At 52.5% G+C, this 14,361-nt stretch carries 16 protein-coding genes; 9 read left to right on the forward strand and 7 right to left on the reverse strand.

The window, feature by feature from the left end; all coding sequences use genetic code 11:
* The first annotated feature begins 317 nt into the window (after positions 1-317).
* From ACY2VT_RS09950 to ACY2VT_RS09960, 3 genes are read left to right on the forward strand one after another with little or no spacing between them, the layout of a single operon-like run.
* Complete coding sequence (locus ACY2VT_RS09950) at positions 318-1,262, forward strand: AAA family ATPase (RefSeq protein WP_461879786.1); 945 nt, start codon at positions 318-320, stop codon at positions 1,260-1,262.
* A 6-nt stretch (positions 1,263-1,268) separates the two neighbouring features.
* Positions 1,269-2,399 (forward strand): DUF58 domain-containing protein, encoded by a 1,131-nt coding sequence (locus ACY2VT_RS09955; protein WP_461879787.1) that lies wholly within the window; start codon positions 1,269-1,271, stop codon positions 2,397-2,399.
* Positions 2,390-3,769 carry a DUF4129 domain-containing protein gene (locus tag ACY2VT_RS09960; RefSeq protein WP_461879788.1) on the forward strand — a complete coding sequence of 460 codons (1,380 nt, stop codon included), beginning with the start codon at positions 2,390-2,392 and terminating at the stop codon, positions 3,767-3,769. The genes ACY2VT_RS09955 and ACY2VT_RS09960 overlap by 10 nt, the downstream gene beginning before the upstream one ends.
* A gap of 1 nt (position 3,770) precedes the next feature.
* On the opposite strand, the gene spoVAC is transcribed toward ACY2VT_RS09960, so the two are convergent.
* Genes spoVAC through ACY2VT_RS09975 form a run of 3 tightly spaced genes read right to left on the reverse strand, consistent with a single transcriptional unit; the run spans position 3,771 to position 5,311 of the window.
* Entirely contained in the window at positions 3,771-4,244 is a 474-nt protein-coding gene (spoVAC, locus tag ACY2VT_RS09965) for a stage V sporulation protein AC (protein WP_461873764.1), read from the reverse strand.
* Between the two features lie 19 nt (positions 4,245-4,263).
* Positions 4,264-4,686, reverse strand: a complete 423-nt coding sequence (locus tag ACY2VT_RS09970; RefSeq protein WP_461873763.1) for a stage V sporulation protein AB — start codon at positions 4,684-4,686, stop codon at positions 4,264-4,266.
* A complete protein-coding gene (locus tag ACY2VT_RS09975) occupies positions 4,643-5,311 on the reverse strand; it encodes a stage V sporulation protein AA (protein WP_461879789.1) in 669 nt (222 codons plus the stop codon). Before ACY2VT_RS09975 ends, ACY2VT_RS09970 begins: the two co-directional genes overlap by 44 nt.
* Before the next feature lie 158 nt (positions 5,312-5,469).
* Here ACY2VT_RS09975 and spoVAD point away from each other — a divergent pair, with 158 nt between their 5' ends.
* The 3 genes from spoVAD (at position 5,470) to ACY2VT_RS09990 (ending at position 7,680) form a co-directional block, all read left to right on the forward strand.
* Positions 5,470-6,489 carry a stage V sporulation protein AD gene (gene spoVAD, locus ACY2VT_RS09980; protein ID WP_461873761.1) on the forward strand — a complete coding sequence of 340 codons (1,020 nt, stop codon included), beginning with the start codon at positions 5,470-5,472 and terminating at the stop codon, positions 6,487-6,489.
* A 13-nt stretch (positions 6,490-6,502) separates the two neighbouring features.
* Entirely contained in the window at positions 6,503-6,859 is a 357-nt protein-coding gene (locus ACY2VT_RS09985) for a SpoVA/SpoVAEb family sporulation membrane protein (RefSeq protein ID WP_055220161.1), read from the forward strand.
* Between the two features lie 158 nt (positions 6,860-7,017).
* The gene (locus tag ACY2VT_RS09990; protein WP_461873760.1) at positions 7,018-7,680 is read left to right on the forward strand and encodes a methylated-DNA--[protein]-cysteine S-methyltransferase; all 663 of its coding nucleotides are present in this window, start codon (positions 7,018-7,020) and stop codon (positions 7,678-7,680) included.
* A 99-nt stretch (positions 7,681-7,779) separates the two neighbouring features.
* On the opposite strand, the gene ACY2VT_RS09995 is transcribed toward ACY2VT_RS09990, so the two are convergent.
* Both ACY2VT_RS09995 and proB read right to left on the reverse strand, forming a co-directional pair.
* On the reverse strand, positions 7,780-8,982 hold the full coding sequence (locus tag ACY2VT_RS09995; RefSeq protein ID WP_461873759.1) for a MalY/PatB family protein: 1,203 nt from the start codon (positions 8,980-8,982) through the stop codon (positions 7,780-7,782).
* Between the two features lie 175 nt (positions 8,983-9,157).
* Positions 9,158-10,240: a glutamate 5-kinase gene (proB, locus tag ACY2VT_RS10000; RefSeq protein WP_461879790.1), complete on the reverse strand. Its 1,083-nt coding sequence runs from the start codon at positions 10,238-10,240 to the stop codon at positions 9,158-9,160.
* Between the two features lie 277 nt (positions 10,241-10,517).
* Between proB and ACY2VT_RS10005 the strand changes: the two genes are divergently transcribed.
* Together ACY2VT_RS10005 and mscL are read left to right on the forward strand one after the other, a co-directional pair.
* Complete coding sequence (locus ACY2VT_RS10005; protein ID WP_461879791.1) at positions 10,518-11,600, forward strand: NUDIX domain-containing protein; 1,083 nt, start codon at positions 10,518-10,520, stop codon at positions 11,598-11,600.
* 6 nt (positions 11,601-11,606) lie between these two features.
* Positions 11,607-12,077: a large conductance mechanosensitive channel protein MscL gene (mscL, locus tag ACY2VT_RS10010; protein ID WP_461878074.1), complete on the forward strand. Its 471-nt coding sequence runs from the start codon at positions 11,607-11,609 to the stop codon at positions 12,075-12,077.
* 79 nt (positions 12,078-12,156) lie between these two features.
* Here mscL and ACY2VT_RS10015 read toward each other — a convergent pair whose 3' ends face one another.
* Both ACY2VT_RS10015 and ACY2VT_RS10020 read right to left on the reverse strand, forming a co-directional pair.
* Entirely contained in the window at positions 12,157-12,750 is a 594-nt protein-coding gene (locus ACY2VT_RS10015; protein WP_461873756.1) for an ECF transporter S component, read from the reverse strand.
* A gap of 110 nt (positions 12,751-12,860) precedes the next feature.
* Complete coding sequence (locus ACY2VT_RS10020) at positions 12,861-13,241, reverse strand: DUF3783 domain-containing protein (protein WP_117814123.1); 381 nt, start codon at positions 13,239-13,241, stop codon at positions 12,861-12,863.
* 163 nt (positions 13,242-13,404) lie between these two features.
* On the opposite strand from ACY2VT_RS10020, the gene ACY2VT_RS10025 reads away from it, so the two are divergent.
* Positions 13,405-14,271: a class I SAM-dependent methyltransferase gene (locus tag ACY2VT_RS10025; protein WP_461879792.1), complete on the forward strand. Its 867-nt coding sequence runs from the start codon at positions 13,405-13,407 to the stop codon at positions 14,269-14,271.
* Positions 14,272-14,361: the final 90 nt, after the last annotated feature.

The following is a 14,361-nucleotide window of genomic DNA, read 5'->3' on the forward strand; positions in this document are numbered from 1 at the left end:
AATGCAAAAAATTCAGCACCGCAGAGTGTGAATTACTGCGTCACAGATTTTCGTCGTACCCCGGTACGCCTTCAAATCTGTTCCTTGCAATTCGCGCTCTGCAGCACTGCCTTTTTTGCATTATTTTCGGGTCTTGCTATAATTGATAGAAGAGACCGTAAAGGGCGATGCTGTGAAAAATAGGTACAGCATCGTCCTTTTTCTGCTTGTCTTCCGAAAATATGTGCAGTAAAATAAATTTATCGTGCTGTTCTCACAAAACAGAGCAGCGAGGGGTGGATTTTTTTATTAAATCTTACTATTGGAGGAAGCAAAACATGGAAAATAATGTATTGCAGCAATTAAAAGAAAATATCGCAAAGGTCATGATCGGAAACGAGCGCACGATCGAGCTTGTCCTGACCTGCCTTGTAGCCAAAGGTCATATCCTGCTCGAGGATGTCCCGGGAACCGGAAAAACCGTGATGGCAAAATCCCTTGCGAAATCCGTTGAAGCGGAGTTCGGCCGTATCCAGTTCACGCCGGATCTTCTGCCGTCCGATGTCACCGGCCTCAATTACTTCGATGCCAAAAGCGGAGAGTTCGTCTTTTCGAAAGGACCTGCCTTCTGCAACATTCTGCTTGCCGATGAGATCAACCGTGCGACACCGAAGACGCAGAGCAGCCTTCTCGAGTGCATGGCAGAGCGCCAGATCACCGTGGACGGTGTGACACGGCCGCTCGAGGAGCCGTTCCTCGTCATCGCCACGCAGAACCCGCTCGAGACGCTCGGAACCTTCCCGCTGCCGGAGGCGCAGATGGACCGTTTTTTAATGAAACTTTCGATGGAAGCATTAAGCCCGGCGGAAGAGACGCAGATGATCGCCCGTTTCCTGACCGAGGAGCCGCTCGCCGAGCTGTCATCTGTCTGCCAAAAAGAAGAAATCCGTGCCCTGCAGGAGGCGTGTAAAGAAGTCTACCTGCATCCGGAACTGGTACAGTATCTCGTCCGCATCGTACAGGAGACGAGAGCCAACAGCAAAATTGCAAGCGGTGTGAGCCCGCGTGGAACACTCGCATTTTTACGTGCCGTACAGGGCCACGCGCTGGTGCAGGGACGAAACTACGTTGTGCCGGAGGACTTCAAGACCGTGGCTGTTCCGGTACTCGCACACCGTCTCACCATGCAGATCGGCGCAGATGACGGAAGAGCCGCAGAATCGGTGATCGAGGAAATCTTAAACCGCATCGATCTGCCGACCGAAAACTGGTCAGGAAGGTAACAGACTATGCTTCTTTTATTACTATTTGGAATAGCGCTCGCCTGGTTTTTACAGAAAAAACTGTATCAGAAAAGCTGGCAGAAGAACCTGAAAATCCAGGTCAGTTTTCAGGATTCCGCGATCTATGAAGGCGAGGAGAGCGCGTTAAAAGAGGTCGTCGTAAACGACAAACTGCTGCCGATCCCGGCGCTCGAGCTTGGCATTTCGATGAGCCGCAATCTGGAATTTGACCGCGAGGCAAAAGCAAACGCGAGCATCACCGACCAGAGCTACAAACGCGATGTCTTTTCGTTCCTGTTTCATCAGCAGGTCACGAGAACACTGCCGTTTCAGGCAAAAAAACGAGGATTCTACGAGATCACCGGTGCGCATGCCGTAGCGTACGATCTCTTTTTCCGGGAGGGTTTTTACAGCGATTACCCGCAGCAGACACAGATGTACGTTTACCCGCGCCAGGTTGATACCGCGCGGATCCAGATGATCTGCCGTGCTGTATCGGGCATGGTTCTGTCGAGAAACCGTCTGTACGAGGATCCGTTTGAATTTTCCGGCATCCGCGATTACCGGAAAGAAGACCCGATGAACCGCATCAACTGGAAATCGTCGGCACGGATGGGAGATCTGATGGTCAACCAGTTCGACGCGACAACGAGCGTGGAAGTCACCGTGCTTCTCGATATCGAGGACGCCAACATTCTGCGCGAGGAAGCGCAGGTCGAGGAGAGCATCCGCATCACGTCTTCGCTTGCGGCGCGGATGGTGAAAAACAAGATGAATCTGTGGGTGAAGAGCAATGCGAAAGATGAGGAGACCGGCGAGGAGCTGCGTGTCCATCTGGCAGCGGGCGCCGGAAAAACAGCGGAGCTGAACCGGAAACTGGCGTGTGTGAAACTCGGAGAAAATCCGGTTTCCGGTGCAGAGCTTCTGCAAAAAGAGGCGGAAAAAGAAATCACCGGCCATACCTATGTTGTTGTATCGAAAAACAGAACGGATGAGGTGCGTTCCGCACTCCATCTGCTCTCCGGTGCGCAGAACCAGGTTCTCTGGGTGATTCCATATCTGCCGGGTGAAGAAGCTCCAGCGGAGCAGAACCGTGCGTACACCGCAATCGGCTGGGAGGTGAAACCATGGAAATAAAAAAGACACCGGTACAGATCCCACTGACCTGGCTTCATGTCTGGCTTTTATTTGCCGGCATCTATGGCTTTGCCGCCGGTTTTCTGGAGCTGACGGGACGGGAGGCGTTGTATTTCTGCGCCATATCCTTATTGCTGCTGATTCCGGCCGCCGCAAGCTGGATTCTGATCCGGAAAACGAAAGCACTCTGGCAGTTTCTGCTTGGCGGAATTGCGGTCTGCGCGGTGACGTATCTGGCAGCGAAATTTTTCTGTTCCCTGTTCAGTGTGCAGGCGGCAGCGGTAATTGAAGCGGCTGCGGCGGCAAACGATGGAAAAAACAAGTTTGAGAACGGCATTTCTCCTGCATTTCTGGAGAGCCTTTCCGGCGTGATGACAGGTCTTATGGCCGCTGTGATTTTCCTGATCCGCGGCTATGTCAGAATCCGCAAAGGCCAGTTAAAGAAAGCAGCGCAGGAACTGCCTGCCGGCTCAATGCCGCTGGCGGATATGGAAGCGTGGGAGATCCCGACGCTCCTCGATGAGCCAAAGCCCCTTCATTTTCTCTGGTTTATGATACAGTATGTGATCGGTGTGCTGATGAAAATGCCGTTCTACTGGCATCTGATCTTCTGGTTTTTCTTTGCAGATGTATTCCTGTGCTTCTTCTGCCAGTACCTCGACGGCATGCACGGGTTCATCCGTGACCACCAGAAAATCGCCAATCTCCCGGTGGAGACGATGCAGCGGACGGGAAAACTGATCCTGAAAATTGCAGTACTCCTTCTGGTACTGTTCGTGCTCCCATCGGCGCTCTACGGAAAGGATCCGATTGCGGAGGCGATCGCAGGATATGAGCCGAAAGAGCTGGAAAGCGATCTTACGATCGAAACACCGGAGGCCGAGACGCCGCAGGGCATGGAGCAGGCCGATCTGTCCGATATGCTGGGGGACAAAGAGTACAAACCGATGCCGCAGTGGATCCAGAATCTTTTTACGGCGGTCATGTATCTTGTGATGGTTGCCGTCGGAATCGCGGTTCTGCGGGCGATTTACCAGAGCGTAAAAAATGCGGGAAAAGCCTTCTCAGAGGATGAGGAGGACGAAGTTCTCTTCCTGCATCAGGGAAACGACGAACGGGAAAATCTGCCGTGGCGGCGGGAAAAGAAAGAGGGCTATCTCTCCCCGAATATGCGCATCCGCCGACAGTATAAAAAGGCCATCAAAAAAGCCGGAAAATACCAGCCGACCGGAGCCGAAACCCCGGCGGAGCTGGAAGAGAGAAACGGGCTTTCCGGCGACGGCATGAGACGGCTGCACGACGGCTATGAAAAAGCCCGCTACAGCCGCGAAGGCTGCACAAAAGAAGAGGCGGAAGCGCTGAAAAACTGATTTAAAACCAGTTCCCGGCGACGGTCCAAAGCCAATAGAGAAAGCCGAGCAGCCAGCTCGCAAAGACACCGTACAGAATGACAGGTCCGGCGATGGTGAAAATTTTTGCACCGATGCCGAAGACCTGTCCTTCTTTTTTATACTCAATTGCAGGTGCGGCAACCGAGTTGGCAAAGCCGGTGATCGGGACGAGCGCGCCGCATCCGGCGAAGGTGACGATTTTCTGATAGATGTTGAGGCCGGTTAAAATCACACTGCTAAGGATCAGGAGCAGCGAGCACCAGGCACCGGCGTCGTCCTTGTTCAGGGAAAACTGAGTTTTGCCGATGTGGAGCAGAATCTGCCCCACGACACAGATCAGACCGCCGACGATAAAGGCTTTTGCCATATTGCAGAAGAGATTCTGCTTTGGCGTCACCTCTTTGACAAACTGTTCGTATTCTTTTTTTGCCCGTTCACTTTTTAAACTCTGCATCACATCTTACCTCCAGTTCTTATTGAAATCCACTTGCAAAATAATAGAGAGAGCCCGCGATTTTCCCTGCCGCCATGCAGAGAATTACAAACGGCAGTCCGCGCGTCAGGCCGATCCGGCGGCAGAGGATCGAAAACAGGTTGACGACTTCGCCGAGCGCGATGATCCAGCTTCCCAGATAAATGCCCGCAAAAAGCCAGAACACACCGGCCGTCCAGGATGGCAGGGAAAACGAGAAGGTGCCAAGCGAGAAAAGATCGCCGAACAGCGCCCCGGCCATACAGCAGCATTCGTAAAAACGCAGGCTCCCTGCTGTCTTTGTGATGCCGGCGTACCGTGTCACAATGCCAAGGCCGATCACAAGCGCGACAAGGCCGCTCGCGACGAAAAAGCCAAGGCTAAGACCGGCCATGGCCAGCAGGATCTCTGGCAGGATTCGCATGAAAAGCCTCCTTTCCTTTACCGGAGCGGTCGTTCTGTTCGATAATGGTCGTATCGATATCATCCTCATAGACCCGCATTTCCACCTCGAGCGGCGTCGGGTCCTGCGTGAATTTCCGCCGTCCGAAATGGTTGAAATAGAGCACGACGCCAAGGCCGATGCCGATGGAATACGAAATTTCCAGTACGGAAAAGCCGGATGTCATCTGCGGCAGAAAGCGGATGTAAACATCGGAAAACAGCTTACGGACGCCGATATCGGTGTGAAACGTCATAATGGAAAACGAAGTTCCGATAAACGTAAGAATGCCGACGAGAATCGTCTTGCACCAGGAAAGCCACGTGTTTTTCTGACGCGGATCCTCGTACGTTAAAATAAAATTCGGCTCGCCGATGTGGGTGACATCGACGTGTTCCTCCGCCTCCGTGACGAGACGGACAAGGGTGGACGCGGAGCAGACGTAGCGCCCGTAGCCGTCATCGGGAAGATGCGCCACGCGGCGGACCTGATTGCGGGCGAGGACAGCGCCGTCTGAACAGGAAAGCTGCGCCACATCGCCGAGCGTCACGACGGGACTGGTGATTTTGATATTCCGCTCCGTCTGAAGATACAGCATTTCACTCATGAAAAAGATTCCTCTAAAAGTTTCTGAAACAGGATTTTCGTGCTACAGCGTACAGAGTGCCCCGAAACCGAAAAATCATGCGTAAGAACAGAAAAAACGGAAATACTGAAGGTCAGAAATGGTAAGATGCAAAATCAGAAAAACGGAGGAATGTGCCGATGAGACAGATGACAGGAAAGCAGAGCATCTCGTTTGCCAAAGCCGTCTATATCGAGGGCAGTGCGGCGATTGTAGGAGAAAAGGAAAAGGAGGGACCGCTGGGCGAATACTTTTCGCACACGCTTTCGGACCCGATGTGCGGGCAGGAGAGCTGGGAGGAGGGCGAGAGTGAACTGCAGCTTGCCACCGCGAAGCTGGCAATGCAGAAAGCCAATGTGAGGCCGGAGCAGATCCGCATGATTTTTGCGGGCGATCTTCTGGCACAGTCAATTGCATCATCGTTCGGCCTGGTAGATCTGAACTGCCCGCTCTACGGCCTGTTCGGTGCCTGCTCGACGATGGGAGAGGCGCTTTCGCTTGGCGCGATGGCAGTCGCGGGAGGATACGGTGACCGGGTGCTGGCGGTGACATCGAGCCACTTTGGAACGGCGGAGAAGGAGTTCCGCTTTCCGCTCGCCTACGGAAACCAGCGCCCGCCGTCCGCGAGCTGGACCGTGACGGGAAGCGGCGCGTGCGTGCTGGGAAAAACGAAGAGCCGGGTGAAAATCACGGGCGCCACGACGGGAAAAATCATTGATTACGGGCTGAAAGACAACCAGAACATGGGCGCCTGCATGGCACCCGCCGCGTGTGATACGATTGCACAGAACCTCGTCGATTTCAACCGGGAGCCAGCCGATTACGACCGCATTGTGACCGGAGATCTCGGCGTTGTTGGGCGGGAGATTCTGCTGGAACTGCTGAAAAAGAAAGGGTACGATATTTCCGAACAGCACAGTGACTGCGGCATGCTGATTTTCGATCCGGCAAAACAGGACACCGGCGCGGGCGGAAGCGGCTGCGGCTGTGCGGCATCGGTGCTGGCGGAGTATCTGCTGCCGAAACTGGAAAACGGAGAGTGGAAGAGGATTCTGTTTGTGCCGACCGGTGCGCTGATGTCGAAGGTCAGTTTTCAGGAGGGCAGCAGTGTGCCCGGGATCGCGCAGGCGGTTGTAATCGAGCGGGAGGAGGATGTGTAAGATGGGAACGTTTATGGAATATTTCAATGCTTTCTGGGTCGGCGGCCTGATCTGTGCGCTGTGCCAGATTCTGCTCGACCGCACGAAAATGCTGCCGGGAAGAATTATGGTGACGCTGGTGTGCACGGGCGCAGTGCTGAGTTTTCTGGGACTCTACGATCCATTTGCAGAATACGCCGGAGCAGGTGCGTCGGTGCCGCTGCTCGGGTTCGGGCATCTGCTGTTCCAGGGAGTGAAAGATGCAGTGAAAGAGAGCGGCTTTTTAGGATTGTTCCAGGGCGGATTAAAGGCGGGAGCTGTCGGAACATCAGCGGCGTTGATTTTCGCGTATCTTGCAAGCTGGATTTTCCAGCCGAAGATGAAAAAATAGCAGGTGAAAAATTGCGCGGAAGCAGGCGGACTGGTATAATGAAGAAAAAATGCCGCAGAAAAAAGCAGAATCGCAGCGGCAGGAGGAATACAGAAAAAGCGGGTGTTTTGCGGAAAAAAACATCAAAGCACCCGCGACAGGAAGAAAGGAAGTCTGCAATGAAGACAAGAGAAGAAGCATTAGCCTACGGTCTTTCCTTCCCGGACACATATCAGGAGGCGCCGTTCCACGATGACAACTGGCAGCTCATCCGCGTGAAAGGAAGCAGAAAGGCATTTCTGTGGGTCTATGAAAAGGACGGAATCATTCAGCTGAATGTAAAAGCAAACCCGGAATGGCGGGACTACTGGCGCGATGCATTCGCGTCAGTTATCCCGGGATATCATCAGAATAAGGAGCACTGGAACACGATTCTACTCGACGGAACCGTACCCGATGATGCCATACGCACCATGATCGCCGAGAGCTACGACATCATCACGGACAGCCCGACCAAAAGAATCTATGAGGCGGTAAAGCAGATTCCGCGCGGAAAAGTGGCGACATACGGCCAGATAGCAGCGCTTGCAGGCGAGCCGAAAATGGCGCGTGCCGTGGGAAACGCTTTACATAAAAACACAGATCCGGAGCACATTCCGTGCTACCGTGTGGTGAACTCCAAAGGCGAGCTGGCCGCGGAATTTGTCTTCGGCGGCGCCGGGAAACAGGCGGATATGCTGGAGGCAGACGGTATTGTGCTGGAAAACGGCCGCGTCAATTTAAAGAAGTACGGCATCAATGTGGAAGAGATGCTGGCACAGCGGGAGCTGGAGCACAACTGAAAAAACAGGATACACAAAACAGCGAAAGACCGGAACGGCAGAGGAAAATGCACGTTTCGGTCTTTCGTTATGTTTGGCTTATAAAATCAGAAAATACAATTATTTCGCATTAAATACATACTTATCCATACGGTCAAATGCCTCTTTTACAAGCACATGCGGCAGTGCCAGATTCAGGCGGATCGCATACGGTCTGTGGAACGGCCGTCCGTCCTGCCAGATAACGCCGACAGCAACACCGGCTTTTAACAGCGTATCCATATCGGTATCATGCTCTTTGCACCACTCTTCGCAGTCGAGGTACAGCATGTACGTTCCTTCCGGTTTGGAAAGCTTCACGCCCTTGAAATGCTCGAGAATGTAGTTATACGCATAATCCGCATTCGATTTCAGCACTTCGCGCAGCTCATCCACCCACTGGTATCCCTCCGGTTTGTAAGCGCCGATCAGCGCATGAACGGAGAGTACGTTCGGGGAATTGTAGTGGGAAAGGGACGAAGCCTTCTCCACACGGTCGCGCAGCATGCGGTTGTAGATGATGTGGTAGGAGCCTACAAGGCCGGCCAGGTTAAAGGTCTTGGACGGTGCATAAAGTGCGATGGTGCGCTCGCGTGCATCCTTCGAAACGGACTGCGTCGGGATATGTTTGAAGCCCGGCAGTGTCAGGTCAGACCAGATCTCATCGGAGATGACAACGCATTCGTTTGCTTTGTAAATTTCCATCGCCTTTTCAATTTCCTCGCGCTCCCAGACACGGCCTGTCGGGTTGTGCGGAGAGCAGAAAATCGCGAAATGAATGTTATGTTCTTTTAACTTGCGGTCCATATCGGCGTAGTCCATGCGCCATACGCCGTTCTCATCCTGAACAAGATCGGAGAGAACGATATTGCGTCCGCAGTTCTCAAGAACACCGGTAAAACCGATGTATGTCGGGGAATGCAGAAGAATGGATTCACCCGGGGATGTAAAAGCGGCAGCAGCCGAAGCAACACAGCCGAGCACGCCGTTCTCATAGCCGATCGCCTCACGCGGCAGATCTTCCACACCGTTGCGCTCCTTCTGCCAGCGGATGACGCTGTCAAAATATGCATCCGGCAGATTAAAGTAGCCAAAATGCGGTTCGTTGACTCTCGCGTGCATTGCTTCCTGAATGGTCGGAAGAGACGGGAAGTTCATGTCGGCCACCCACATCGGGATGCGGGAGAAGCCCTCTTTGACTTCCGCACCCGGAATCGGGATCTGATCGACAGCGATCGCATCGTGGCCGCTGCGGTTCATCAGAGATGTAAAATCGTATTTCATTGGTAAAAACCCTCCTTTGTGTTTGCTGTGCTCTCGAAGTAAATCCAAAAGCACATGGAAAACCGGATGCAGCTTCCTTTCCTCGCTGAAAGAAAAACCTGCAGCCGGCTGAATACCAATATTATAACACGGAGGGGAATTTTCGTAAACAAAAGAATGCTTTATTCAGCACCATTTATTCCGCGCCGATCCAGTTATCGCGGTTGATTGCTTCCGTGTGGCTGGTGCTTTCGTTCATGATTTTCTGCAGATCCGGCCGGTCATAGTTGACAATGCCCTTTCCGAGATATTCATGGCTGCCGCGCCGGAAGACGCTGACGACATCGCCTTTCTTAAAATCGCCTTCGACTGCCACGATGCCTTTGGGAAGCAGGCTCTTTGCCTGAACAGCAAGTGCTTCTGCGGCACCCTCATCGACGTAGAGATTGCCCGCACTCGGCGCATAGAACGCCATCCACTGCAGACGCGTTTTCATGTTGTGGCCGCTGGCGGTAAAGTACGTTCCTTTTGCGGTTCCTTTCACCGCACGCACAATGTTGTTTTCCTCCGCCGAGGAGCAGATCAGAACCGGCACACCGGCTCTTGTGGCAAGCGAAGCGGCGGAGAGCTTCGTTGTCATGCCTCCCGTTCCGTTGCCCGATCCCGCGCCGCCTGCCGCAGCAGTGAGCTCCGGCGTGATTTCATTGACCACGTCGATATGGCGTGCATTCGGGTCACTCTTTGGATTGGCAGTGTAGAGCCCGTCGATATCGGTCAGCAGAATCAGAAGGGATGCATGCATCATCGCAGCCACCTGGGCGGAGAGCGTGTCGTTGTCGCCGACCTTCAGCTCCTCAATCGCGATCGTATCGTTCTCATTGATGATCGGAATCGCACCGCGCCCGAGCAGGACGGAGAGGGAGCCGAAGATGTTTTTATAGCGGCGGCGGTCCTCAAAGTCACTGCGGTTCAAAAGAATCTGCGCGCACGGAATCTGGTACGCCATCAGATTTTTCGTGTATTCCTCCATCAGAAGGCCCTGGCCGACAGCAGCGGCAGCCTGTTTATCGGCAATTTTCGTCGGCCGTTTTTTAAAGCCGAGACGGGAAAAGCCTGCGGCGACCGCACCGGAGGAAACGAGAATCACATGGTGGCCTGCCGTCTGCAGCGCGGCAAGCTGGGTCGTAATGTTCCGTATTTTTTCGGCATCCATCGTTCCGTCTGAGAGTGTCAGGGAGCTGGTGCCGACTTTCACAACTATCGTCTGTTTTTCCATCATGAAAACCTCAAATGTAAGAAATGATAAGAAACGTTGTTTACGGGTGACAAAACATCAATTACAGACACTTTAACACAGTACTGTGTGAGAGTCAAGAAGGTGCGGAACGGTCGTTACATTTTTCGTGAAAGATCTGCAAAAAGATAGAAATTTGTTGCTGAAATTCTGAAAAAGTATGGTAGAATAGAAAACGAGAAAAAGGTGTGTGCAGGAATACATTTTTCCTGAAAAACAAAAGAAGCGGAAAGAAGTCCGGCACACGACGGAGGAGTGAAAGATGGAGGAAAAAACAGAAGAAAGAGGCAGAGGCTGCATGACAACGCTGTGCTACATCGAAAAGGATGACAGCTATCTGATGATGCACCGCACGGTGAAAAAGAACGATGTCAACAAGGACAAGTGGATCGGCGTCGGCGGCCATGCGGAACTTGGCGAAAGCCCGGAGGAATGCCTGCTGCGTGAAGTAAAAGAGGAAACCGGCTACACGCTGACGAGCTGGCGTTTCCGCGGTCTCGTTACCTTTGTAACAGAGGCAGAAAACAGCAAAACGGTGGAGTACATGGAGTATATGTGTCTCTACACGGCAGACGGATTCACGGGAGAACCGACTGCATGTGATGAGGGCGAACTCGCCTGGGTGAAAAAAGAGGACGTCCTGCACCTGAATCTGTGGGAGGGAGACAAAATCTTTTTCCGCCTTCTGAATGAAGACGAGCCGTTTTTCTCCCTGAAGCTGCGGTATGTGGGCGACACGCTCGCAGAAGCGGTGCTGAACGGAAAACAGATGGAACTTTTTGAGGAGCGCTCAGGCGACGGCACGCCGACCGGAACCATCGTAGAGCGCGGCGTGGCGCACAGTGAGGGACGGTGTCACGGAACGGCACATATCTGGATTGCACGGGCGAATGAGAAGAGCGGCTGTGAGGTACTGCTGCAGAAAAGGAGTGCCTGGAAAGATTCGAATCCGGGCTGCTACGATATTTCAAGCGCCGGCCATCTTTCGGCGGGCGATACATATTTGGAAGGGGCTCTGCGGGAAATCGGCGAGGAGCTCGGCATCCACGCAGAGGCAGAGGAGCTGAGGGATCTTGGCCTGCTGGAAAAAGTATCACACGGTGTTTTTTACGGAAAACCGTTCCACGATCATGAGGTCAGCGCCGTGTATCTTTACACGAAGCCGGTCGAGGCGGAAAAACTGCATCTACAGGAGTCGGAAGTAGAAGCAGTCCGCTGGATGGATCTGAAGGAATGTCAGAAGACGGTTCGGGAAGGAACCATTCCAAACTGCATTGATATCCGGGAACTGGAAATGATCGAAAAAGCGTGGTTCGCCGGAGAAAAAACAAAAGATGAGGAGTAAGAGAAGATGAAAGAAAATGGATTCATCAACGAGTTTAAGAAATTTATCATGCGCGGAAACGTCATGGATATGGCAGTCGGTGTGATCGTCGGAGGTGCGTTCACGGCGATCGTCACATCCCTGAACCAGGATATCCTGACACCAATCCTTGGAATCTTCGGCGGAACCGATTTTTCCAATCTGAAAATCACACTCGGACTTGGCGAGAATGCGCCGGTTCTGTGCTACGGAAACTTTATCACCGCAGTGATCAACTTTCTGATCACCGCATTCGTGATCTTCTGCCTGGTCAAAGCGATCAACACCGTCAGCGAGAAGCTGACCCCGAAGAATGAGGAAGAAGAGGCAGCACCGACCACAAAGATCTGTCCGTACTGCAAGAGCGAGATCGACATCGAGGCAGTCAGATGCCCGCACTGTACATCCATTCTGGAAGAAGAGGCAGTGAAAGAGGCAGCAGCCACCGTTGAAAAATAAAAAGAAATGCATGAAAAAAGTCACCGGTTCGAAATAGAACCTGGTGACTTTTTTTAATATCGCGTAAGTGCCCCTTTTTTTATTTCGCTGCGGCTTTTACCTGGCTAAACAGTCCGGATTTCTGAAGAGCCGGACGCAGTGCCATGTAGATGATAACGGAAGCGATGGTGGAAAGTACGGCGTTGATGGAAGTAGCCGCAACGTTCCAGCTTAAGGTAACCTCTGCTGCCGGTTTTCCGAGAAGAACCAGTTTGTAGAAGTAACCGATGAGCGGATCGAAGATCACGTTGAACAGAAGTCCGCCGATGGCTGCCAGCAGTGCCCATTTGAAGATCTGTTTCTGATCGGTCTGCTCGTTGATTTTACCGATTTTGTGTGCGATCAGTCCTGCGATAAGGCCGATGCAGAATTTTAAGAGGAAGGTCTTTGGTGCGTATACCACATAGACCGGATCGAGAAGATCTCCGATGGTCATGCCGATCGCACCGCCGATTCCGCCGTAAACACCGCCGAGAATCAGTGCACCGAGCACACAGACAGCGTTTCCGAAATGGATCGAGGTGGCATCTCCGCCCGGCAGCCAGATTTTGAACTGCAGGAAGGTGAAGACAACGTAGGAAAGGGCTGCAAAGACACCTGTCATTGCGATTTTCCAGACTTTTTCATTTTTCATAACAACTCACTCCTTTGGCATCTGGAACTTTCGTTCCTTGATTGCACCCTATTATAGGAAGTAGTGGCATGAAGAAAAAGTGCCAATTCCGGATTTTTTGACCAGACCAGTTATTTCCGGTACGATTTCATTTTTTCGTGTTCTTCTTTTAATTCTCTGTAGAGCTGCAGCGAATTCCACGCCTGGTTCTGCGTTGTGACGATGGCTTTGAGGGCGATCGGCGGCACTTTTTTCCGGCGCATTTCGGTGAGAAAAAGATCGAGTTTCCGCTCGGAAAAGCCGGCCATGACCATCATCGGCTCGTCAAAGCCGGCACCGTCGTAGGCTTCAGGGGATTCTGCAAATGCTTTATTTCCGGCAAGAAAGCCGATCGACTGTAAGTATTGCTCCGGTTCCACGATGCGCACGCGGATACCGAGTTTTAAGAGAACCGGCTTTAAAAGCGCAGCCGTTTTCGTTCCTTTGATCTGATATAAGAGTACGGTTTCCATGAGAAAAATCCTTTCCGTGGGCAGATTTCCGGACCAAATGCGCGGATGCCCAGAACTATGATATAAGAAATGTTTTGGAAAAACAATACTTTTATGGTATCATAGGGAGGTACAATTGAGAACACAATAAATTTTGAGATAAAAGAGAAAGGAAACCAATAAAATGTGGATAGCAGATGGATGGAAAGATTATGAAGTGCTGGATACGTCCGGCGGAGAAAAACTGGAGCGGTGGGGAGATTACCTTCTGGTAAGACCGGACCCGCAGGTCATCTGGAACACGAAGAAAGAAAATCCGGGCTGGAAAAAGAAAAACGGCCATTACCACAGAAGCAGCAAGGGCGGCGGAGAATGGGAGTTTTTCCATCTGCCGGAGCAGTGGGAGATCAACTATAAAGACCTGACCTTTCGCCTGAAACCGTTCAGCTTCAAACACACCGGCCTTTTCCCGGAGCAGGCAACGAACTGGGACTGGTTCGGCGATCTGATCCGCCGTGCCAACCGCCCGGTTAAAGTGCTGAACCTGTTCGCCTACACCGGAGGCGCAACGCTCGCAGCGGCCGCAGCAGGCGCAAGCGTCACACATGTCGACGCATCCAAAGGCATGGTCAACTGGGCAAAAGAGAACGCTGCTGCATCCGGCCTTTCGGACAAGCCGATCCGCTGGCTTGTGGATGACTGCACCAAATTTGTTGAGCGCGAGATCCGCAGAGGCAACCACTACGACGCGATCATCATGGACCCGCCGTCCTACGGAAGAGGACCAAAGGGCGAGATCTGGAAGATCGAGGAGTCGATTCATCCGTTCATCAAGCTCTGCACGCAGCTCTTAAGCGATGACCCGCTGTTCTTCCTTGTGAATTCTTACACGACAGGACTTGCACCGGCTGTCCTGACGTACATGATTTCCCTGGAATTAAAACAGTACAAAGGCCACGTAGAAGCACAGGAAATCGGCCTTCCGGTCAAGTCGACCGGCCTTGTTCTGCCGTGCGGTGCATCGGGAAGATGGCAGTCTGACAACGTTTAAAACATCTTTTGACAGCGGACGTATGTCCGTCATACGAAAAACATTTGGCTGAAATTGCAGGAAATGAAGTATAAAACTGCAAAAAGTGGG

Origin of the sequence: Fusicatenibacter sp. (genome assembly GCF_050872605.1) — a bacterium.
GTDB lineage: Bacteria > Bacillota > Clostridia > Lachnospirales > Lachnospiraceae > Fusicatenibacter.

Coding starts and splice junctions, on each gene's coding strand:
- ACY2VT_RS09950 (WP_461879786.1), top strand. CDS start 318: ATGGAAAATAATGTATTGCAGCAATTAAAAGAAAATATCGCAAAGGTC.
- ACY2VT_RS09955 (WP_461879787.1), top strand. CDS start 1,269: ATGCTTCTTTTATTACTATTTGGAATAGCGCTCGCCTGGTTTTTACAG.
- ACY2VT_RS09960 (WP_461879788.1), top strand. CDS start 2,390: ATGGAAATAAAAAAGACACCGGTACAGATCCCACTGACCTGGCTTCAT.
- spoVAC (WP_461873764.1), bottom strand. CDS start 4,244: ATGCAGAGTTTAAAAAGTGAACGGGCAAAAAAAGAATACGAACAGTTT.
- ACY2VT_RS09970 (WP_461873763.1), bottom strand. CDS start 4,686: ATGCGAATCCTGCCAGAGATCCTGCTGGCCATGGCCGGTCTTAGCCTT.
- ACY2VT_RS09975 (WP_461879789.1), bottom strand. CDS start 5,311: ATGAGTGAAATGCTGTATCTTCAGACGGAGCGGAATATCAAAATCACC.
- spoVAD (WP_461873761.1), top strand. CDS start 5,470: ATGAGACAGATGACAGGAAAGCAGAGCATCTCGTTTGCCAAAGCCGTC.
- ACY2VT_RS09985 (WP_055220161.1), top strand. CDS start 6,503: ATGGAATATTTCAATGCTTTCTGGGTCGGCGGCCTGATCTGTGCGCTG.
- ACY2VT_RS09990 (WP_461873760.1), top strand. CDS start 7,018: ATGAAGACAAGAGAAGAAGCATTAGCCTACGGTCTTTCCTTCCCGGAC.
- ACY2VT_RS09995 (WP_461873759.1), bottom strand. CDS start 8,982: ATGAAATACGATTTTACATCTCTGATGAACCGCAGCGGCCACGATGCG.
- proB (WP_461879790.1), bottom strand. CDS start 10,240: ATGATGGAAAAACAGACGATAGTTGTGAAAGTCGGCACCAGCTCCCTG.
- ACY2VT_RS10005 (WP_461879791.1), top strand. CDS start 10,518: ATGGAGGAAAAAACAGAAGAAAGAGGCAGAGGCTGCATGACAACGCTG.
- mscL (WP_461878074.1), top strand. CDS start 11,607: ATGAAAGAAAATGGATTCATCAACGAGTTTAAGAAATTTATCATGCGC.
- ACY2VT_RS10015 (WP_461873756.1), bottom strand. CDS start 12,750: ATGAAAAATGAAAAAGTCTGGAAAATCGCAATGACAGGTGTCTTTGCA.
- ACY2VT_RS10020 (WP_117814123.1), bottom strand. CDS start 13,241: ATGGAAACCGTACTCTTATATCAGATCAAAGGAACGAAAACGGCTGCG.
- ACY2VT_RS10025 (WP_461879792.1), top strand. CDS start 13,405: ATGTGGATAGCAGATGGATGGAAAGATTATGAAGTGCTGGATACGTCC.